Source organism: Allobosea sp. P5_A5 (genome assembly GCF_056400625.1).
In genome coordinates, this window is sequence record NZ_JBFUKY010000006.1 from 1 (window position 1) to 19640 (window position 19640).

Sequence of the window (19640 nt, forward strand, 5' to 3'; positions counted from 1 at the left end):
CGGCAGTTCCTTGTCATGGGTCGCGCCGGCGATCGGCCGGTTGATATTGGCGAAGCGGCTCCTTGTCATGGGTCGCGCCGGCGATCGGCCGGTTGATATTGGCGAAGCGGCCGCCGCTGGCCTTGTCCCAGGTCCAGACCTTGGGCGGGACATAATCGGTGCTCTCGGTCATGATGCGGTCTCCGGATGCGCGATTACGCTGCGGGCGGAAAATTGGACGGGAAGAGCGCGCGCTGAGCCTCTTCGTCACGGATCTGCTTGAAGGCATGGTCCTTGCCGACGGCACGGGCCGCGATCACGGCCGGCCGCGCATCGACAGCCTCGAACAGACGCTTGAGGTTCGGGAAGGGCGCGAGCGGATCGTCCGCTCCCTTGAGCACGCGCGAGGCGCGGTCGAGCCAGCCCCAGGCCGAAATGTCAGCAATCGTATAGGTCTTGCCGACGATGTAGTCCCGCCCTTCAAGATGCTCGTCCAGCACCCGATAATGGCGTTCGGCCTCGCGGCGATAGCGGTTCACGGCATAATCGAGCCCTTCGGGCGCGGCGAACTGAAAATGGACCGCCTGTCCTGAAAATGGGCCGAGGCCCGACGCGAGGAACAGGAGCCACGAGAGCAGCTCCGGCCGGTCTTCCGGGGCGCCCAGGAATTGTCCCGTCTTCTCGGCGAGATAAAGCAGGATGGCGGTGGAATCGAAGACGCGCGCCTCCTGGCCGCCCGGCCCGTCCGTATCGACGATCGCCGGCACCTTGCCATTGGGATTGATCGCTCGGAACGACGCTGCATGTTGCTCGCCCTTGCTGGTGTCGACGGGGATCGCCTCGTAGGGCAGGCCCGTTTCTTCCAGGAACAGAGCGACTTTCGCCGGGTTCGGCGTCGGGTGGAAGTAGAAGCGGATCATCGAACTTTCCTTCTTTCGTCGGGTGGGCCGCGATGGCCTCCCGAACCAATGCCGCGGGTCCTAGCTTAGGACTAAGTGGTCCGACCCCGCCCAGAGGTCCATCGGAACGCCGGTCGGCAGCACCGCCGACCAGCTAAAACATGGCGCGGCCGATCGAGGCTCCGCCATCGACGTGCAGAGCCTGCCCGGTCATGAAGGCCGTTCGCGTTCCTGATGTTCAGAGGGTTCGCGACCGGGGCGCTAAATTACCGGACATCCAAGCAGCGGCCTGCTCAGCCATTTCTTCCTGACTGCAGCCTCGATAAAGGAAGTGGACAACGCTCGTCGCTAGCAGCGAGCGAACCTTTTCGCCTCGGCTGTGCGGACTGTTGGCTGAAGCCGGGCCCAAGCCGTATCCAGTGCCGCCTGGGCCCGATCAAGATCAGCCGGTTCGGCAAGCGAACTCATTCGCATCGTGCTTCCCTCCATGCTGGGATAGATTTTCCCTCGGCCGAGCTTTGGCGACCTAAACAAAGGTTAAGTCGGCGCCCTCATTAGATTAAAAACGGCCGGAGTAAACGGCATAGAACAATGCCGGATCGGCGCGTCCCGGTAGGCTGGGACATCGTCGCCAAACGATGCAGAAGGCTTAGCGGGCCACGTGAGGCCAATGGTTCGTCTTGTGTGCATTTCCTGAGTTCTGCTATCGGCATCCAAACAGACGTTTCAGCGAAATGCCCCTCAACACACGCACTCGCCTCCTGACTGATATTATTCGACATTCTTAAACGCAGATTCGACAGGGCCAGATTACATTTCAGACGAAAACGAAGCAGTCGTCGATCTCGTGGCCGGGATTGTCTCAGCCTATGTGGCTCATAACCGAGTTCCGACTGCCGAGCTGGCTGGTTTGATCGCGAGCACTCACGCCGCCCTGACCAGTCTCGGCAAGCAGCCCGAGCCGATTGTCGAGGACAAGGCGCCGGCGGTCTCGGTCAGGAAGTCGATTACGCCTGATTTCCTGATCTGCCTGGAGGACGGCAAGAAGTTTAAATCGCGACATCTGCGTACGGCCTACGACATGAGCCCGGAGGCCTACCGCTCGAAGTGGGGCCTGCCTGCCGATTACCCGATGGTCGCGCCGGCATACGCCGAAGCCCGCTCGCAGCTTGCCAAGAAAATGGGCCTCGGCAATCAGCGCAGGAAGCCTGTAACGGTCACACAGGCTAAGCGGGCTCCTCGGGTTACGAAGTCAAGCTGACGGGTTAAGGCAAGGCTTCAGCGCAGGAAGCCTTCGGCTTCGAACGCTTCCCAACCCTCCAGGGTATCGCTTTTCACCGCTGCGTCATCAGACGCGGCCTTCCGTGCAGCGGCGCGCCGGATTGCAGCCTTTCCGGCTGCCCGCTTACGATTTTCCGCTGCAGTCTGCGCATCCTCCTCCCGCCACAGCTCGGGAAAATCCGCGTTTAGAACGTCTTCGACGCGCACCGGCTCGAATACATGGAACGTCACTTTCTTAGCCCTGCCGCGTAACTTGACCGTTCGTGTCCCAGCGCTGGGTAAGCGGCCATCTCCAAGCCATTTGTGCCGCTCGCGCGCAGAAATTGAGAGGATATCCTCGATCTCGCTCGGCAGAATGGGCAGCTGTGGCAGGCTAGCCAATAGCTGCTCCACGCGCGTGCAATTTGCGTCAAATGCATCTGCATCGGCCTCCGGCACCGAGAGAACGATACAGCCCGCCTCGACAGTGATTTGCTTGCGATGTGCCCAGGCGAGCTTTCTGCGAAGCTCTCGCTCGATTCCCTTGGCTCTCACGGCAGAACCCAACGTCACCGATGATGGCAGCGGCCATTCATGTCGGAGGTAAGCGATTGCTGTCGCGATATCCTTCTTGGGCATAGCTCGGTTTCGCAGAGGCGGAATCAATGACGGCAACGTCTCCAGATCGCCGCTGTTCCAGAGACGCTCTCCTCGCTACGATCCGCGACCTCGATCACCGCGATCCCGTTCGCATCCGTGGGCAGGCGTTCAGGCTTGCGCGCGATGGCCCGCAGCGCAGTTTCGTCGCCGACGAGGAGATACCAGTTCGCCTGAGGAATCACTCGCCCGACCGGCCCGCGGATCCCGACCTTGTCGCCCGGACGGACTTGCAGGGCCCAGCGGGCGCCGGTGCTATGACCGCCCTGAACGTAAGTCGATGTCGACCGTGCCGGGATCGGCATGGATGTCGCGGATGGTGTAGGTCCGCATAAGCGGGCCCCGCCTTGACAGATCGGTGCGCGGCTTATCATCTACCATCCGTTCCCAGGGGGGCCTCGCTAGGAGGCTGAGATTCCGCCGGCCGGTTGCGAAAGCACTCGGCAACGTGGTGACCCTCCGAACCTGATCCGGATCATACCGGCGTAGGGATGCGGGACAGTCGGCCTTGTCAGGGCCCTCAATCCGTCTGCGCTCATGGTCCTTTGCGAGTCGAGATCCGCCTGAGCGGATCGGACGGAGGCCCGACGTGACCCAGGACGAGATCATCGCGGCCCTGCTCGCCTTCATCGACCGGCCGGGCGCGAGCGAGGCCGAATTCGAGGCGATGGCGCTCGCCGTCTTCGCCTACCAGTTCCGCAACGACGACCCCTATCGGCGCTTCTGCCTCCGGCGCGGACGCACGCCGCTATCCGTGCGGCGCTGGCGCGACATCCCGGCCGTGCCGATCACCGCCTTCAAGGACCTGACGCTGAGCTGCTGCCCGCCCGACGAGGCGCAGCGCGTCTTCATGACCAGCGGCACGACGCGAAGCGTGCGGGGCCGCAGCTACCATCCAAGCCTTGCGGTCTACGACCGCTCGATGCTGCTGAACTTCCGCCAGCGCGTGATGCACGGGCGCGACCGCATCCGCATGGGCATCCTCTTCCCGGACGAGACCGCGCTGCCGAACTCCTCACTGGCGCATTACCTCGCTTTGGCGCGCGACCATTGCGGCACGGGCGACAGCGCTGTGCTGATCGGCGATAGCGGGCTCGACCTCGAACGCACCCTCACGGCGCTCTCGGACGCCGAGGCGACGGGTAAGCCCTATGCGCTGCTCGGTGCAAGCTACGCCTTCGTGCCGCTGCTCGACGCGCTGGCCGAACAGGGCCGACGCTTCCGCCTGCCCGAAGGCAGCTTTCTGTTCGACACCGGCGGCTTCAAGGGGCAGTCGCGCGAACTCGCGGCAGACGACTTCTACGATGCACTCTCGGCGGCTTTCGGTATCCCGCGCTCGGCCTGCATCAACATGTACGGCATGACCGAACTCAGCACGCAGCTCTACGACGACGGCAACGCGATCTGCCCCTCGGTCAAATCCGGCCCGCACTGGATCCGAAGCCGCGTCGTCGATCCGCTGACCGGATCCGACATGCAAGATGGCGTGCGCGGCGTGCTGCAGCACCACGACCTCGCCCATTTCAACAGCGTCTCGGCGATCCTGACGGAGGATGCGGGCGAGCTCGTGCCGGGCGGCTTCCGCCTGCTTGGCCGCGTCGACGGCGAGGCCTCCAAGGGCTGCTCGGTCGCCGTTGCCGAATTCCTCGCCGCGGCGCGGGGCTAGGCGCCGGTGATCGAACGGGCCGGACATCTGCCGGGGGTGGCGCGGGACGACATCGCGTGGCGGCACGTCACCTATTCGGCCTGGGGCCAGTCGGCCGAGGTCGCGCTGCCCGAACTCGACGCGGCGCAGGCCAAACGGCTTTGCGACCATCTTCGCGGCGAAGCGCGGCTTCGCCTGCGTCGGATGCCGGTCGCCCGCATTGTCGAGGCCATCGATGGCGCGGTCGCGCGCCTGCTCGACAGACAGCACCCCTTGCGTCGCAAGGCCGAGCATCTGCTGCCGATCGTCACCGGCTACGATGCCGAGACCGTGCGGCTCGGCCTGACGAGCTATCTCAAGACCTTCCGCAAGCCGCAGCTTCTGCGCTTCCTGGCCGAGGATTTTCCCGATCCCGGCGTTCTCGACGGCTTTCGACCCGCGCGCAAGGGCGGCTTCCTGCGCGCCAACGGCCCGGAGCTCCTGCTGCATGTCTGGGCCGGGAACGTGCCCGCGCTGCCGCTGTGGAGCCTGATCTGCGGCTTGCTGGTGAAGGCCGGCACGCTCGGCAAGGTGGCCGGCGTCGAGCCGCTGACGGCAGGCTGGTTCGCCGGGCTGATCGCCGAGATCGACCCCGAGATCGGCGAGGCTATCGCCATCGTCTGGTGGAAGGGCGGCGAGGCGGACGGCGAGGCCACGATCCTGCGCGAGGCCGATACGGTGATGGCCTATGGCGGCAACGCGACGCTTGCCGCGCTGCGCGACAAGCTGCCTGTGACGACGCGTTTCCTGCCGCACGGGCACAAGATCGGCTTCGGTCTCGTCGCGCGCGAGGCGCTCGACACGCGAAAAGCCCCCAGGCTGGCGCGGCTGATCGCGCAGGACGTCACACGCTACGAGCAGCAGGGTTGCTATTCGCCGCAGCTCGTCTTCGTCGAGCGCGGCGGCGGCGTCGCCCCGGCGGACTTCGCCCGCCATGTCGCTTACGAGCTGGCGGCGATGGCCCATCGTCATCCCCGCCGAGCACTCTCGGACGCTGAGACAGCCTCTGTCGCGGTCTGGCGCGGCGCTCACGAGATGCGCAGCCTTTCGGACGAGGTCGCGCTGTTCGGCGAGGCCGACGCGCCCTGGAGTGTCGCGCATGTCGAGATGGCCGAAGCGCTGAGTCCCACGGGGCTGAACCGCACGATCAAGCTCGTCTCGGTCGACAGCCTCGACGAGGTCGGTCCCTTGGTCGCGCCCCACCGGCTTCTCCTCCAGACGGCGGGGGTGGCGGCCTCTCCCGAACGGCTCTTCGCGATAGCCGACACATTGGCCGCAGCCGGCGTGACCCGCGTCGCGCCGTTCGGCCGCATGACGGCGCCGGAGGCTGGCTGGCATCATGACGGACGCTTCAGCCTGCTCGACCTCGTGACCCTGACCGAGATCGACCAAGGCGCGGAAATCGCGGCGGAAGGCTTCGCGCCCTATGTCGATTGAGCCGACCCCGTCGCCGTTCCTGACGATCGACCGCGCGGTCTATCGCTATGCCGGCGACACCGCACCGACCGTCGCCGGCGTCGACTGGGTGATCCCACGTGGCGAATTCCATTGCCTGCTCGGCCGCAGCGGCTGCGGCAAGACCACCCTTCTCAAGCTCGCCGCCGGGCTGCTCCTGCCGAAAGCGGGAGCCGTGCGGATCGCCGGAAACGTCCTGACCGGCCCGAGCCGCCGCGCCGGCTTCGTCTTCCAGTCGCCGACACTGCTCGACTGGCTGAGCGTTCTCGACAACGTCCTCCTGCCGATCTCGCTGGCGCGCCGGCCGACGGGCCGGGACCGTGAGGCCGCCCACGAAATGCTGGCGCGGATCGGCCTGACGGAGTTCGCGGCAAGGCGCCCGCGCGAACTCTCGGGCGGCCAGCAGAGCCGTGTCGCGCTAGCCCGCGCCCTTACCGGCGAGCCCGAACTTCTGCTGCTCGACGAGCCTTTCGCCGCGCTCGACTCCCTGACCCGTGAGGAGTTGCAGGACGATCTGCTGCGGCTCTGCGCGCTGCGCGGCACCACCGCGCTCTTCGTCACGCATGACATCGCCGAGGCGGTCTACCTCGCCGATAAAGTCGCGGTGATGGAGGCTGGGCGGATCGTGCATACGAAGTCCGTCGCGCTGACGAGGCCGCGCGACAGGGATATGCGCTACGAGGCGGCTTTTGCCGCCGCCTGCCACGGGCTGCGCGCGGCCATGGATGCCTTGGGGCGAGCCGCCGCATGAGAGCCCGGCTTCACTCGCTCCTTCTGCTGATCGTCCTGCTCGGCGTCTGGGACGCCTGGTGCCGCCTCGGTGGCCTGTCCCCGCTGGTGCTGCCGCCCCCCTTGTCCGTCCTGGCGACGCTATGGGGCGAGATTGCGAGCGGCCGGCTTTGGCCGCATCTCGCTGTCACCGCCGCCGAGATGGCGCTGGGCCTGAGCCTCGGCGCCGTCATCGGTGTCGTGGTCGGCGTCCTGCTCGGGGAGACACCCGCACTGGCGCGGCTGCTGCGTCCCTATGTGCTGGCGAGCCAGCTGGTGCCCAAGCTCGCGCTCGGCCCGCTCTTCATCATCTGGTTCGGCTTCGGCCTGACGCCCACCGTCGTGATCACCGCGCTGATCTGCTTCTTCCCCGTGATGGAGACGACGCTGACCGGCCTCGCCGAGGTCGATCCGCAGCGGCGCGAGCTCTTCCGCATGCTCGGCGCCAGCCGCGCTCAAACGCTGCTGCGGCTAAAGCTGCCCGCGGCGCTTCCGACGATGATGGCGGGCCTGCGCGTCGCCGTCGTGCTGTCCCTGGTCGGCGCCGTCGTCGGAGAGTTCATCGGCGGGCGCATGGGCCTGGGTGCCTCGATCGTCGCCGCGCAGAGCGTGATGGATTCGAGTCTGATCTTCGCGCTGTTCGTCGTGATCACCGCGCTCGGCATGGCGGTCTACGAGGCCGTCCACCTCATTGAGCGCCGCGTCCTGCTCCGCTATTCGAAAGGTCCGATGCCATGATCCGATCGTTCACCTCGTTGCTCGCCGCGCTGATGCTCGCCGGCGGCCTGATGGCCCCGGCGGCACAGGCCCAACCGCTCGACAAGGTCACGGTCGCGGGCTGGAGCCAGCCGATCAGCGAGATCACCAATCTCCTGGCCGAGCCGGACAAGGGCTTCTTCAAGGCCAAGGGCATTGCGCTCGATTACGTGCCCGGCACGGGAGGCGGTGCGGCGCTGCAGACGCTGATCGCCGGCCAGGCCGACATCGCTTTCTCCGATCCTGCATCGCTCTATCTCGCGCTCGACAAGGGCGAAAAGCTCGTTGCGATCTACAACATCTACCCTCAGAACGTGTTCAACGTAGTCGCGCCGAAAGCGAGCGGCATCCGCTCCGCCGCCGATCTCAAGGGCAAGCGCATCGGCGTCTACAGCCTGTCCAGCGGCACCTACCAGAACCTCCTCGTGCTGCTGCACGAGGCGGGCCTCGGCGAAAAGGATGTGACGATCCAGCCCGCTGGCCTGCTCAACTTCGCGCCGCTGATGCAGGGCCAGCTCGACGCTACCGCCGCGACCGACACCGGCCTTCTCGTCGCCCGCGCCAAGGGCCTCAGCGACGTTACCGTCATCGAGTTGCGCCACCGGTTGAACCTGCCGAGCGACATCTTCGTCGTGAAGCAGGGCTTCTACGAACAGAACAAGCCGCTTCTGGCGCGTTTCCTTACCGCTTATCGCGATTCTGCCGCCTGGATGATCGCGCAGCCCGCGGAAGCCGCCCGTCTCGCCGTAACGCGCGCGATCAACGGCCGCGACGAGGCGGTCAATCTCGAGATCATCAAGCTGCGAAACCTCGCTAGCGTGTCTCCGACGACCGATCGCGAAGGCCTCGGCCATTTCGACCTCGACATCATGCAGAAAGGCGCCGAAAGCTTCCGCAGCCTTGGCCTGATCGCCAGATCGCTCGACATGGGCACGGTCGTGAAGAGCGACCTGATTCCGCCGAAGGCCGCTACACCATGATATTCCGCGACAAGACGATTCTCGTCACCGGTGCCAGCCGCGGCATCGGCGCTGCCATCGCCAAAGCCTTCGCGGGCGAAGGCGGGCTCGTCATCGTCAACTACCGCGAGAATGCAGACGCTGCCGAGGCGGTCGCCGCCGCCTGCCGCCAGGCCGGCGGCGAGGCGCTGCCGATCGCGGCCGACGTCACATCGCCGGACGCGGTCGTCACGATGGCCGAGCGCGTCAGTCAGGAGGTCGGCCGCCTCGATATCATCGTCAACAACGCCTTTGCGCCCTACCGTTTCGACCCCGAGCGCCGCGCGCGCTTCTGGGAGACGCCATGGGAGGACTATCAGAGTCAGTTCGAAGGCGCGGTGAAGGCCGCCTACACCGTCACAACCGCCATGCTGCCGCTGCTCCAGCGCCGGACCGGCGCCAGCATCGTCAACATCGCCAGCGATCTGGTGACGCGGCCCAGCATTCCCTATCACGACTACGCCACCGCCAAATCGGCGCTCGTCGGCTTCACCCGCAATCTCGCCGCCGAGCTCGGGCCGCTCGGCATCCGCGTCAACGCGGTGGCGCCAGGCCTGGTGACCCAGACCGAAACCGCCGCCGCGACGAAAGAGGAGGTGCGCGAGATGCTGATCGCGCAGACGCCGCTGCGCCGTCTCGCGACACCCGCCGACGTCGCCGGCCCCGTGCTCTTTCTCGCAAGCCCGTGGAGCGGCTTCGTCACGGGCCAGACGCTCCATGTCGATGGCGGGCTGGTGATGAGCTGAAGAGGCTTTGGCGACGCTCCCGAACCCGTAGTAGCGCCGACGAACAGTCGTCCAACGCCGTCTAGCTGCCGATGGCCCGCATGAAGCACATGATTGTGGCTGCTATGATCTGAGACAAGGCTGAATTCCCGCGCTGCGCCAGAAGCTGCCGTTCATGCAGTGCCGGAAAGCGGATATTAGGGAGTGCCCGGGGACTGCTGTTGGCCCGCGGCTAACTCCTTTGCGCCTGCAATTCGGCACTTCCTCGCGAGGTCGAGCGGACGTCTGGCCCCGCAGTACCCCATCGAAACGAGGTCACCGCAAGTTGCGGTTTTCGGATCGCATGGTTGTAGTAAGGAACGTAGCTCAACCAGCGCTTGGGAGGTGCCGCGTGTCCAAACTGATCTTCGTCAATTGGCGGTCGAGAACCTCGATCGATCCATCGCCTTCTACGAGGCTATTGGCGCCCGAAAGAACCCTCAATTCTCGGACAGCACCGGTGCTTGCATGGTTCTATCCGACGTCATTCACGTGATGATCCTGACCCACGACAAGTTCAAGCGCTTCGCGATCCGGCCGATTCCGGACGTGCAGGTCACCGGAAACGAGGTGCTGCTCTGCCTATCAGCCGATAGCAAGACCGAAGTCGACGCCCTCGTGACGGCCGCCGCGAGCGCTGGCGGCCGCGCCGATGTCAATGCGCCGGACGACCACGGCTTCATGTACGGCCGCTCGTTTGAGGATCCAGACGGCCACGTCTGGGAGACGATGTGGATGGACATGGCGGGTTTCGAAGCGGCGCAGGGCCAGGGCGACGGCCAGACATCTTGAGCGCGTCAGTGTCCGCTTTTCGGTAATCGCCCGATGTCGGCTGTCGGCCCACAGCTCCTGGTTGCGGCTGACAAAACGCACAGCAGCTGCAACAAGAGCTGCAGCTGCTGTGCTGGTGATGCTATCAGAGGTCGGTCTGCTCCGAGAGGATGAGCGCGTCATCAACCTCGATGCCGAGATAGCGGACGGTGCTCTCCAACTTCGAGTGGCCGAGGAGGAGTGGCAGGCTCGCAGATTGCCAGTCCGCTTGTAGATCAAGGCAACCTTGGTCCGGCGCAGGCTGTGGGTACCATAGAGGGCTGGGTCCAGCCCTAACAGTGCCACCCAGTCGTCGAGTAGGCGCCCGTACTGCCGGGTCGTGACGTGATCGCCCTTGCGACTTCGGCTGGAAGACAGCCAGTCGGCATCGGCCGAGGGACGGCGTCGAAGCCACGCCGTCAAAGCTTCGCGTGTTGGATCAGTCAGCTCGAACGGCACGGGTCTTCGGTACCACCCAGCACCACGTCGCTCAACCGTAGGCGAACCAGATCGCAGCCGCGCAGCTTGCTATCGATCGCCAGATTGAACATGGCAAGATCGCGTACGCGATGATCGTGCTGCAGTCGCGTTTGGATCGCCCAGATATGACGGGGCTTGAGCGGCGGCTTGGGCCCAATCAGGCGGCCCGTGTTCCAAGCGGGGCGCTGGGTCACGTTGTTGACGTTCGATCGGCATAGCGTGTCCTCCATTGGAGGCCGCATCCGAAGTTATCTTATCACGAAAGGCGTTGAGCTGGGCTCGCGCCAATAGCCGACCTTTGATGTCTGCCCGGAAGTGGACGTTCTTAACTGGGACTTGTGCAGCGACCGGAATTCGGTCGGGAGGACGTCAGCCAATCATTGCCTTCCGCGCTTTATTGGACCGCAAACTGAAATTATTGATGTCAGACGCGATACGCTGGTGTGCAAGCAGTCTCTGGCGTGTCCGTCAAGCTGGTAAAGTGATCATGGCAAACCGCCTTGGCGATAGAGACGCTCAGCTGTTTTCCTCGTTTGGTACGGTCTCTTCACGGACCAGGGCAGCGAAATGCTCCTCGTTCAGGGGAATACTGAACAGGTGCCCCTGACCGAGCTGGCAGTTCATCGCGCGCAGAAGTTCAAGTTCGCCGTCCTGCTCGATGCCCTCGGCAACGATATCGATGCCCAACTCCACGCCGAGCTGGATCACTGCCCCGACAATGATGTGCTTTGCGGTGTGGTGCTGCAGATCTGAGACGAAGCTTCTATCGATCTTCACCTCTGTCACCGGAAAGCGCTCGAGATAGCGCAGGCTGGAATATTCGGTTCCGAAATCGTCGATCGAAAGACCGACACCGATCTCGCGGACGCGGTGGAAGATGGCGAGCATCTCGGGCGAGTCGGGCGCGATCAACCGCTCGGTGAGTTCGAGTATCAGCCAGGACGGGTCCGCGCCGGTCTGATTCAGGATATCGGTGATGAAAGCGACCATGTCGCGGTGCGTGAACTCGATTGCTGATACGTTGATGGAGAAGCGCAACGGCCGGCGGCGGTTGCAGTTGATGCGCACGGCGAAATCGGCGACCCGCCGGAAGCCGCGTGCACCGATGTCGAGAATGAGCCCCGTATCCTCCGTCAGCCGCACGAAGCTGCCGGGTGTTTGCAGCCCAAAAAGCCCATGCTGCCAGCGCAGGAGCGCTTCGGCGCCGACAATCTCTCCGGTCTGCAGATCGATCTTGGGCTGGTAGTGATACAGGAACTCGTCGGCCGCGAGCCCCCGCTGAAGCTCGGCGGTTAGCCGAATGCGATTGAACGCGTCACGTTCGGCCTCCAGGGCGAATGCGTGTGGCCTGCGCAGTTGCGAAGCTTTGGATTCGGCCAGCGCCGCGCCGGCTTGACGCGCCAGCGTGATGGGATCGCCGCCTGGGCTGCCGATCGTGTAGCCCGTCGCGAACCGAACCGTCAGCGCCGCCCCGGGCAAGTTGTAATGCGTCCCCAGGCTCTGCGCGATGCGCGTGAGGATATCCGCGACTTTCGCATCGTCAGACAGGATGATCGCGACGGCGAACTGATCGTTGCCGACGCGCGCCACGATACCGCCGTCCACCGTTGCAAGACGCCGCGCGGTCTCGCGCAGCATCGCATCGCCGAGATCATAGCCATAGCCGCTGTTGATGTCGTGAAAGTGGGCGATGTCGATCTTGGCCATCAGGATCCGGTGCTCGGCGCAGAGCGGCCGGAGCGCGGCGAGCAGCCCGTCCCGGTTCAGGCACCCAGTAAGCGCATCCCTGTTGATAACGGTTTCGATCCGCGCCTTTGCTTCCACCAGATCGGTCACGTCGTGAAGAAAACCTGCATAATGAGTCGGAGCCCCGCTCGGCCCCAGGGGCGTCAGCCTCAGGCTATTCCAGAACAGCGTCCCGTCTTTCCGGTAATTGCGCAGGCGGACCTCGCAGCTAGTCCCAGTCGCGATCGCATGACGAATCTCGGCGACTTCCGGCTGGAGGCGATCTGCGCCTTGGAGGTAGCGACAGTTCTTGCCCAACGCTTCGTCGCGCCGATAGCCGCTCAGGCGCTCGAAGGCGGCGTTGGCATAGACGATCGCCTGGCCGGGTCGGACTATGTCCGCAATCAGCACCGCATCGCTGGCATGATCGGCGAGCTCGGCGAACAGCTCTGGCGCGATGCTTTCTGAACCCGAACCACGGGAGCTTCGGGACCAAAATTTGCGAAAGATCCGGCGGAGCACGGGACACGTCTCGTAAATGGTACCGCTGGACGCTCCCGCGTCTTTGGCAAAGGAAAAGCCCGATGCGGTATGCCTCGCCGCATGGCTGGCGACAACCCGGGCCGAGCGACGGTCCCGGCCAAAGCGCGGCCCGATCAGGACAATCCAGCCATTGAAGCTGTTTGGAGGTCAGAAGCGTGCGCGATACTGCCGCATCGTGATACCCAGTCGGCGCAGGAAGGCCCGGCGCGCCGAGGCTGCGGTGCCGAGGCCCGATGCGCGCGCGACCGTCGCCAGCGGCAGGCTGGTCTCTTCGAGCAGCCGCCGCGCCGTGTCGATCCGGAGCCGCTCGACAAATTCGGCGAGCGTCAGGCCCGTCTCCTGACGGAAGATGCGCGTGAAATTACGCGGGCTCATCCCGGCGCGTGTCGCGAGCGCGGTCGTGCCGAGATCGGCGCCGGGGTGTTCGACCGCCCAGCGCTGAACCCTCTCGATCGGCGTGCGGTGGCTGAATTGCGCAGAAAGGTGCGCGCTGAACTGCGACTGGCCGCCGGGTCGCTTCAGATAGATGACCATGTGACGCGCGATCGCGAGAGCTAGATCGCGCCCGTGATCCTCCTCGATCAGCGCCAGCGCCAGATCGATCGCAGCGGTCACGCCAGCGGAGGTGAATAGGGCGCCGTCCCGGATGAAGATCGCGTCGGCTTCTATGCGCGCCTCGGGACATCGCGCTGTAAGCTCGCCGACATAGTCCCAGTGCGTCGTGACACGCCGCCCGTCGATCAATCCGGCGTCCCCGATCAGGAAGGTGCCGGTGCAGACCGCGCCGTGGCGGCGCGCCAGCCGGGCCTGCTCGCGAATCCAGGCCAGAACCGCTTCGTTGGGCGTTGCGGGAACGCCGTAAGTCCCCGTAACGACGAAGGTGTCCGAGGCAACGAGCGCATCATGGATCGTGCGATCCGGCAGGATCCGCAGTCCCGACGCGCAGCGAATGGGTTCCTGAGTCTCCGCGACCACGCACATTTCGTAAAGCGCATGGCCTTGGTGGCGGTTCGCCTCATGTAACGCGTCCATCACTCCGGATATCTCCAGCGAATGGACATCGGCCGGAGCGAATATCGTCACGTTGCGGACGCCGGGTCGGGACATGCCGGTCTCTCCTGGCAGCTTGGAGCGCGGCTGAAATGCTAGCGCCGCAGAGCCGTAAGGTTCGCCTGCGGCGTGGCAGCCCTTTGCGGGCCGTGAGGCATTGCTACGGAACCGCCCACGACCGAGTACTTATCCTAACGTTGCGCACCCTCCTGAAACCAGGCTGATGGGCGCGGGACCAGGTTGGAAGTCGGCGCGCTGAAGCGAATTCTGTTTTAAATAATCGGCATAGCAGTTGATGAGGGCCGTCCGCATCTGCCACCGAAAACCCTTGCGACCGTCGGGGCAGCCGCAATGCTTATCTTTAAGAGGTCGGCCTGCTCGAATTGGACCAGCGCGATTGGATCGGCCAGAGCTGCAGCGCGCCACTTCAGGGCCTTGGAGTTCCGCCCCAAACCGGACACTCAGGGTTGAACCTCATTCTTCCAGCGAGCGCTCTCAGCCCCTCATGGACCGGTCAGTGTCTTTGGCGTCCGGCTAGCAAGCGGTCATCGTCGAAAACGTGCCAGAAGTGCGGGACGCTGATCCGGTGAGGTGCGCCAGCATCCGTTCATTCATGGGGAAGTCGCTGCTGAATCAGACCGGGTACGACCGCAAACCCCAGGAAGCCCAAGATCGCCCGTGTCTGCGCGGCAACCATCGCGGCGCCGCCCGCATGAAGGCAGCCTTGTCTGGCAGCGGCCTTGAGTAGCGGTGTTGTGGGCCTTGTTACGATATCGATGACGGCGGTCCGTGCCGAAAGGCCCGAGATGTCCAAGGCGATCCCATCCTCCGGCGCCATCCCCACTGGTGTCGCATGAACCAGGAGGTCGAGACCGCCGACCAGAAAAGAACCCGCGGCAGGTTCCAGCGAGCCGAGAGCGGCAACTCGTTGGGCTAGGTGTGCTGCCCTCTCGCCATTGCGGTCGGTGATCGCAAGGGTAGCGACACCCGCCTCCGCCAGCGCGAAGGCTATCGCAGCACCGGCACCGCCGGCCCCGACCAAGCCGACCTTCAGTCCACGTAGCGAAATTCCAAGTCCTTCAACCGCGCCGACGAGACCGACCCCGTCGAAGATGTCGCCAAACCAACGTCCGTCCGGGCTTCGCCGCGCCGCGTTGACGGCGCCGACCGCGCGAGCGCGACCACTGATCTCGTGGAGCTTCGGGATCAACCTTGCCTTATAGGGCATGGTGACGACGAGCCCATCGAGATTGGCCAGCGACATCAAGCCTCCAATGGCCGCCTCGAACTGATCTTGCCGCAGATGGAAAGGGACCAGCACTGCGTCGTGACCGGCCGCCGTGAGGAGCGGATTGAAGTTCTGAGGCGACTTCGCATGGATGACGGGATCGCCGAGGAAGCCGAGCAGACGCGTGGCACCACTGATCGTCGAAGAGGAAGCGTCGGGCATGTTGGGGGCCTTCTGAGCAGGCATGACGGGTGATCAGGCCGATGGCGGCGGGCCGGAGGAGGCGCGGATGACAAGTTCGGCGTGCGCTTCCAACGACGTGGAGGTCTCGCGGCCGTCCAGTCGCGCGATCAGGACGCGCGCCGCGACGCGGCCGATCTCGGCGCCGGGGACCCGGACCGTCGTTACCGGCACCGGCAGGTGGCTCATGATCTCGATGTCGTCATAGCCGACGATCGACAGGTCTTCCGGCAGGCGCAGCCCCATCGAGAACGCTTCTAGGACGGCACCGACCGCGAGATGGGCATTGCCGCAGACGACCGCTGTCGGCCTCGGATCGGTTTGCATCAACCTGCGGAACAGGCTGCGCCCTTCGGTGATCGTCCACTCGCCCATAGCGAAATGCTGTGGCCGGACGGCCAGCCCCCGCAGAGCCAACGCATCGCGCAAGCCCTCGAGCCGGGCGCCGGCGCGATCGTTGTTGCGGGTCGACTGCGCGATGGCGCCGAAGCGGACATGGCCGAGATTCGCCAAATACTCCGTCATCATCATCAGCGCCTTGCGATTGTCGGGGCCGACGCAACTGCCGTGCGTCGCCGGATCGTAGACGAAGGTATTGACGAACGGCATGTGCCGCCGCGCCAGCAGGGGCTCTAGTTCGGGATGATGCGCCTGGCCGACCAGAATGAGGCCATCGACGCCACGCTCGACGAATTTGCGCACTTGGCGCAGCTCGAGTTCCGGTTCGTATTCCGAGCAGGCCAGTAGCAATGTGTATCCGGCCTCCGACAACTCCGACTGGATCGCATGCGTCGCATGGGCGAAGTCGCCGACCGAAAGCGCCGGAAACACCGCGCCGATCGTCTGGGAGCGCCGTGTGCTGAGCGCGCGTGCCGCGCCATCGGGAACCCAACCCAGCGCTTTGACCGCAACCGCAATCCGCTCGCGGAGATCGACGGACACGACGTCGGGCGTATTGATGGCCCGCGAGACGGTCGCCGTCGAGACGCCAGCCGCGTGCGCGACCTCCCGGAGTCCGACGCTGCGGCGCGGATCGACGTTGGCGGCCATGAGTTCGACCAAGACTGCGTCCTGAGCTGGCTTGCCCTTCCTCATGGCGTTGTTCGGCTCCTTGATCACCCGGTCTTCTCAACCGAGCTGATGTTTTGCCAGTCCGTATTGTAGGCGATAGATGCCACAATCTCGCGCGCTGTCGTAACCGGTCGCTATCGCGGCCAATTGCTCGTCCGAGGCACGAGTTGACAATGCTGCTTCCAGCGCCTGCAGGTCGGCGGCCTCGACCAGCAGAATCCAGTCCGCCGTGGCGTCGGGTTGGCTGCGAAGCTCTTTTTCAGCGGTCGCACCGTTACTGCCACCGCCTTTGCCCTCGAGCAGATGGACCGCGACGATCGAGGGTTCGGTACCGAGCGCGGTCAGGATTGGCCCAAGAACCGCCAGGAAGGTCTCGCGTCCACCCTTGTCACTTAACCGAAGCGCGGCGACGAAGCCGCCATCACCGAGGCCTTGGCTCGCGGCAACGCTGCAGACCGTGCGGGAGGTGTCCTGGAAATGCCGGACCACGCGCTTGGTCCAGTCCGACGGCGCATTGAGACGGGCAACGTAATCCGGCGACACCAGCGTCTCTGGAGACTGCACCTCATAGAAATTAAAGTATTTCGGGCTGCCGCGCTCAGCGACATAGCGGCGCCCGCGCAGGAAGCCGGGTACTGCGATCCGCTCGGGAATGTGCTCGCGCATATGCCAGGCGACGAAATCGGCCTCGGCCTCCTCGGCGATACCGTTCCAGATCGCCAATACGCCCTTGCCTGCCAGTCCCACGTCTCTCTCCTCATCACACCCGGTGAAGCTGCATGCCGCCGCCAACATCGATGTGGATGCCGGTGGCATAAGGGATCGCCCCGGTCGCCAACGCCGCGACGGTGCGGCCGATATCGGCCGGCTCGCCCCAGCGCTGCATCGGGATGCCTCCATCCGCCAGCAGCGCGTCGTATTTGGCCGTCGCGGGTGCCGTCATCGCCGTGCGGATGACGCCCGGTCGAACCTCGAAGACCACGATCCCATGCGCTGCCAGGCGGGCGGCGAACAGCTTGCTCATCATCGCAACTCCCGCCTTACTGATGCAGTAATCGGCACGGTTCTCGCCAATGATCTCGGCATTCGCCGAGCCGACGAAGATGATCGAGCCTGTCCGTCCCGGTGCCTCGGCAAGCCGGCGGCGGGCAAAAGCCTGGGTTAGGAAGAAACCGGCGCGCAGGTTGATTGCAAACGTGCGGTCGTAGCCCTCCGCGGTAAGGTCAAGTAGGTCGCCGCGCTGCAGCGAGGTAACGCCTGCATTGTTGACCAGGCATTCAGGCTCGCCGAGTTCGGCGGCGATCCGCGCGAGCAGCGCGGCATGTCCGTCGATATCGCCGACATCACAGGTGTAATAGGCACCGTTATCGACCCCCGGCAGCGGCTCGTCCCGCTGATTTTCCAGGCTGACCCGCGCCACCGCGAAGCCGACCTGCATCAGCGCATCCGCGATCGCCTTGCCGATCCCGCGTCCAGCGCCCGTGACAAGGGCAACGCGGTTCATCGTCCTCGCCTTGCAGCGAAGCGTTTCCTCGAAAAGGCTCTGCGACTTGACACTCGACGGCTCCAAACTTTATGCAACCGGTTACAAATGCCATCGAGATTGTCAATGGTCGTGGCTTTGGGAACAGCAGCCGGGAGCGGACGATGCAGGTGATCAGCGCTAGCGAGGCGGCCTCGCTCATCCAGCCCGGCGACAGCATTCTGGTCAGCGGCTCGGGCGGCGGACACTGCGTTCCAGAGGCGATCCTGGAGGCGGTCGAGGCACGCTTCCTAGAAACCGCGGCGCCGCGCGACCTTTGCCTGATCCATGCCGTCGGCATTGGCGACCGCAAGCTGAAAGGTGCCGCCCGCTTTCGCCACCCCGGCATGCTCAAGCGCAGCATTACCGGCGCCCTGGTCGACTCGCCTCCGCTGATCGAGCTTGCTCAGAAGGACCTGATCGAATCCTACACCCTGCCGCAAGGCGTCATCGCCCAACTGACCCGAGAGATCGCAGCCGGCCGGCCCGGACTGATCACCAAGACGGGGCTGCACACTTTCGTCGATCCGCGCCAGCGCGGCGCTCGCCAGAGCCCGCGCTCGCACGAGGACATCGTCGAACTGATCGAGATCGCCGGCGAGGAATGGCTGCGCTTCAAGCCTTATCCGCTCGACATCGTGCTGCTGCGCGGCACCAGCGCCGACGAGGACGGCAATATCAGCATGGAGCAGGAGGCCATCCCCGGCGAGATGCTGTCCTCAGCCCAGGCCGGCAGGCGCCTCGGCGCAGCCGTGGTGGTGCAGGTCAAACGTCTCGCCCGACGCGGAACCCTGCCGCAGCGCAGCGTTAAGATACCCGGCATTCTCGTCGACTACGTCGTGGTCGATGAAAATCAGCGTCAGACGTATTGGAGCGACTACAACCCGAGCTATTCCGGCGAGATGCGCATCCCTCTGGAAGGCATGCGCAAGCTGCCCTTCACCGAGCGCAAGATCGTTGCCCGCCGGGCGGCGATGGAAATCCGGCCCGGCGCGGTCTGCAATCTCGGAGCCGGCATCTCGACGGGCGTCTCCGCCGTCGCCGCCGAGGAGGCCTTTCTCGAGGAGATCGTGCTGACCAACGAGCAGGGCTTTATCGGCGGTGCGCCGCTGACGGGGCCTGATTCCGGCGCGGCCCAGAATTACGATGCCATGGTCGACCAGCCCTACCAGTTCGATTTCTACGATGGCGGCGGGCTTGATATCGCCTTTCTGTCCTTCGCCGAGGTTGATGCCGCGGGTCATGTCAACGTCAGCCGCTTCGGCGATACCATCGTCGGCATCGGCGGCTTTGTGAACATCAGCCAGAACGCCCGCAAGGTCGTGTTCAGTGGCACATTCACCGCGGGCGGCCTGCAGATCGCCACCACGGACGGAAAGCTTCGGATCTTGCAGGAGGGGCGCAGCCGCAAGTTTATCCAGGATGTCGAGCAGATCTGCTACAATGGGGCCTTCGCCCGCGAGCAGGGCCGCGAGGCTGTCTTCGTGACCGAGCGCGCCGTGTTCCGTGTTGGCGCCAACGGGCTGGAGCTGTTCGAGATCGCGCCCGGCATCGATCTGGAGCGCGATATCATCGCGCATATGGCCTTCCGCCCAGCCGTCGCCGCCGATCTAAAATTGATGGATGCCCGCTTGTTCGCGCCCGAGCCGATGGGCCTGAAGCGCGACATTAATGCGCGCGGATCGCAGGCGCGCCAGCCGCGCCGTCAGCTCGCCGTCAAGCCGGCGGGGCGCGTCGTCGAGCCCGTTTGA

At 64.8% G+C, this 19640-nt stretch carries 18 protein-coding genes, 2 pseudogenes and 1 riboswitch; of the genes and pseudogenes, 9 read left to right on the forward strand and 11 right to left on the reverse strand.

What is annotated here, in order from left to right; translation table 11 throughout:
- Window positions 1–58: 58 nt before the first annotated feature.
- Window positions 59–172, reverse strand: a pseudogene (locus tag AC1DR6_RS13220) (glutathione-dependent disulfide-bond oxidoreductase); the annotation flags it as partial.
- 22 nt (window positions 173–194) lie between these two features.
- Window positions 195–899 carry a glutathione S-transferase family protein gene (locus AC1DR6_RS13225; protein ID WP_476829706.1) on the reverse strand — a complete coding sequence of 235 codons (705 nt, stop codon included), beginning with the start codon at window positions 897–899 and terminating at the stop codon, window positions 195–197.
- Between the two features lie 793 nt (window positions 900–1692).
- Here AC1DR6_RS13225 and AC1DR6_RS13230 point away from each other — a divergent pair.
- On the forward strand, window positions 1693–2139 hold the full coding sequence (locus AC1DR6_RS13230) for a Ros/MucR family transcriptional regulator (RefSeq protein ID WP_476829963.1): 447 nt from the start codon (window positions 1693–1695) through the stop codon (window positions 2137–2139).
- Between the two features lie 17 nt (window positions 2140–2156).
- Here the strand turns inward: AC1DR6_RS13230 and AC1DR6_RS13235 are convergent, their stop codons facing one another.
- Together AC1DR6_RS13235 and AC1DR6_RS13240 are read right to left on the reverse strand one after the other, a co-directional pair.
- Complete coding sequence (locus AC1DR6_RS13235) at window positions 2157–2777, reverse strand: hypothetical protein (protein WP_476829707.1); 621 nt, start codon at window positions 2775–2777, stop codon at window positions 2157–2159.
- 23 nt (window positions 2778–2800) lie between these two features.
- Complete coding sequence (locus AC1DR6_RS13240) at window positions 2801–3100, reverse strand: siderophore-interacting protein (RefSeq protein WP_476829708.1); 300 nt, start codon at window positions 3098–3100, stop codon at window positions 2801–2803.
- 74 nt (window positions 3101–3174) lie between these two features.
- Window positions 3175–3304: riboswitch (TPP riboswitch) on the forward strand.
- An 80-nt stretch (window positions 3305–3384) separates the two neighbouring features.
- Between AC1DR6_RS13240 and AC1DR6_RS13245 the strand changes: the two genes are divergently transcribed.
- The 7 genes from AC1DR6_RS13245 to AC1DR6_RS13275 all read left to right on the forward strand — a co-directional run bounded on the left by AC1DR6_RS13245 (window position 3385) and on the right by AC1DR6_RS13275 (window position 10012).
- Window positions 3385–4461 carry a LuxE/PaaK family acyltransferase gene (locus AC1DR6_RS13245; RefSeq protein WP_476829709.1) on the forward strand — a complete coding sequence of 359 codons (1077 nt, stop codon included), beginning with the start codon at window positions 3385–3387 and terminating at the stop codon, window positions 4459–4461.
- A 6-nt stretch (window positions 4462–4467) separates the two neighbouring features.
- Complete coding sequence (locus AC1DR6_RS13250) at window positions 4468–5916, forward strand: acyl-CoA reductase (protein ID WP_476829710.1); 1449 nt, start codon at window positions 4468–4470, stop codon at window positions 5914–5916.
- Window positions 5906–6685 carry an ABC transporter ATP-binding protein gene (locus AC1DR6_RS13255; protein WP_476829711.1) on the forward strand — a complete coding sequence of 260 codons (780 nt, stop codon included), beginning with the start codon at window positions 5906–5908 and terminating at the stop codon, window positions 6683–6685. The genes AC1DR6_RS13250 and AC1DR6_RS13255 overlap by 11 nt, the downstream gene beginning before the upstream one ends.
- Window positions 6682–7440, forward strand: coding sequence for an ABC transporter permease (locus tag AC1DR6_RS13260; protein WP_476829712.1), 759 nt, complete (start codon window positions 6682–6684; stop codon window positions 7438–7440). Before AC1DR6_RS13255 ends, AC1DR6_RS13260 begins: the two co-directional genes overlap by 4 nt.
- Complete coding sequence (locus AC1DR6_RS13265) at window positions 7437–8438, forward strand: ABC transporter substrate-binding protein (protein WP_476829713.1); 1002 nt, start codon at window positions 7437–7439, stop codon at window positions 8436–8438. Before AC1DR6_RS13260 ends, AC1DR6_RS13265 begins: the two co-directional genes overlap by 4 nt.
- Window positions 8435–9202: an SDR family oxidoreductase gene (locus AC1DR6_RS13270; RefSeq protein WP_476829714.1), complete on the forward strand. Its 768-nt coding sequence runs from the start codon at window positions 8435–8437 to the stop codon at window positions 9200–9202. Before AC1DR6_RS13265 ends, AC1DR6_RS13270 begins: the two co-directional genes overlap by 4 nt.
- A 393-nt stretch (window positions 9203–9595) precedes the next feature.
- A complete protein-coding gene (locus AC1DR6_RS13275; RefSeq protein WP_476829715.1) occupies window positions 9596–10012 on the forward strand; it encodes a VOC family protein in 417 nt (138 codons plus the stop codon).
- 124 nt (window positions 10013–10136) lie between these two features.
- On the opposite strand, the pseudogene AC1DR6_RS13280 reads toward AC1DR6_RS13275, so the two are convergent.
- From AC1DR6_RS13280 to AC1DR6_RS13310, 7 genes and pseudogenes are all read right to left on the reverse strand, one after another.
- Window positions 10137–10740: pseudogene (locus AC1DR6_RS13280) on the reverse strand (tyrosine-type recombinase/integrase).
- Window positions 10741–11026: 286 nt separating this feature from the next.
- Window positions 11027–12757: a putative bifunctional diguanylate cyclase/phosphodiesterase gene (locus AC1DR6_RS13285; protein WP_476829716.1), complete on the reverse strand. Its 1731-nt coding sequence runs from the start codon at window positions 12755–12757 to the stop codon at window positions 11027–11029.
- Window positions 12758–12925: 168 nt separating this feature from the next.
- Window positions 12926–13885: a GlxA family transcriptional regulator gene (locus AC1DR6_RS13290; RefSeq protein ID WP_476829717.1), complete on the reverse strand. Its 960-nt coding sequence runs from the start codon at window positions 13883–13885 to the stop codon at window positions 12926–12928.
- 550 nt (window positions 13886–14435) lie between these two features.
- Entirely contained in the window at window positions 14436–15278 is an 843-nt protein-coding gene (locus AC1DR6_RS13295; RefSeq protein WP_476829718.1) for a shikimate dehydrogenase family protein, read from the reverse strand.
- A gap of 33 nt (window positions 15279–15311) precedes the next feature.
- On the reverse strand, window positions 15312–16358 hold the full coding sequence (locus AC1DR6_RS13300; protein ID WP_476829719.1) for a LacI family DNA-binding transcriptional regulator: 1047 nt from the start codon (window positions 16356–16358) through the stop codon (window positions 15312–15314).
- 66 nt (window positions 16359–16424) lie between these two features.
- Window positions 16425–17162 (reverse strand): hypothetical protein, encoded by a 738-nt coding sequence (locus AC1DR6_RS13305; RefSeq protein ID WP_476829720.1) that lies wholly within the window; start codon window positions 17160–17162, stop codon window positions 16425–16427.
- Complete coding sequence (locus tag AC1DR6_RS13310) at window positions 17128–17871, reverse strand: 3-ketoacyl-ACP reductase (protein WP_476829721.1); 744 nt, start codon at window positions 17869–17871, stop codon at window positions 17128–17130. The genes AC1DR6_RS13305 and AC1DR6_RS13310 overlap by 35 nt, the downstream gene beginning before the upstream one ends.
- A 143-nt stretch (window positions 17872–18014) precedes the next feature.
- Here AC1DR6_RS13310 and AC1DR6_RS13315 point away from each other — a divergent pair, with 143 nt between their 5' ends.
- Window positions 18015–19640, forward strand: coding sequence for an acyl CoA:acetate/3-ketoacid CoA transferase (locus AC1DR6_RS13315; protein ID WP_476829722.1), 1626 nt, complete (start codon window positions 18015–18017; stop codon window positions 19638–19640).

Bases quoted from the DNA above. Each gene is read 5' to 3' on its own strand.
- AC1DR6_RS13315 (WP_476829722.1), top strand. From the start codon at position 18,015: ATGCAGGTGATCAGCGCTAGCGAGGCGGCCTCGCTCATCCAGCCCGGC.
- AC1DR6_RS13290 (WP_476829717.1), bottom strand. From the start codon at position 13,885: ATGTCCCGACCCGGCGTCCGCAACGTGACGATATTCGCTCCGGCCGAT.
- AC1DR6_RS13260 (WP_476829712.1), top strand. From the start codon at position 6,682: ATGAGAGCCCGGCTTCACTCGCTCCTTCTGCTGATCGTCCTGCTCGGC.
- AC1DR6_RS13225 (WP_476829706.1), bottom strand. From the start codon at position 899: ATGATCCGCTTCTACTTCCACCCGACGCCGAACCCGGCGAAAGTCGCT.
- AC1DR6_RS13240 (WP_476829708.1), bottom strand. From the start codon at position 3,100: ATGCCGATCCCGGCACGGTCGACATCGACTTACGTTCAGGGCGGTCAT.
- AC1DR6_RS13270 (WP_476829714.1), top strand. From the start codon at position 8,435: ATGATATTCCGCGACAAGACGATTCTCGTCACCGGTGCCAGCCGCGGC.
- AC1DR6_RS13295 (WP_476829718.1), bottom strand. From the start codon at position 15,278: ATGCCCGACGCTTCCTCTTCGACGATCAGTGGTGCCACGCGTCTGCTC.
- AC1DR6_RS13310 (WP_476829721.1), bottom strand. From the start codon at position 17,871: ATGAACCGCGTTGCCCTTGTCACGGGCGCTGGACGCGGGATCGGCAAG.
- AC1DR6_RS13235 (WP_476829707.1), bottom strand. From the start codon at position 2,777: ATGCCCAAGAAGGATATCGCGACAGCAATCGCTTACCTCCGACATGAA.
- AC1DR6_RS13255 (WP_476829711.1), top strand. From the start codon at position 5,906: ATGTCGATTGAGCCGACCCCGTCGCCGTTCCTGACGATCGACCGCGCG.
- AC1DR6_RS13305 (WP_476829720.1), bottom strand. From the start codon at position 17,162: ATGTTGGCGGCGGCATGCAGCTTCACCGGGTGTGATGAGGAGAGAGAC.
- AC1DR6_RS13265 (WP_476829713.1), top strand. From the start codon at position 7,437: ATGATCCGATCGTTCACCTCGTTGCTCGCCGCGCTGATGCTCGCCGGC.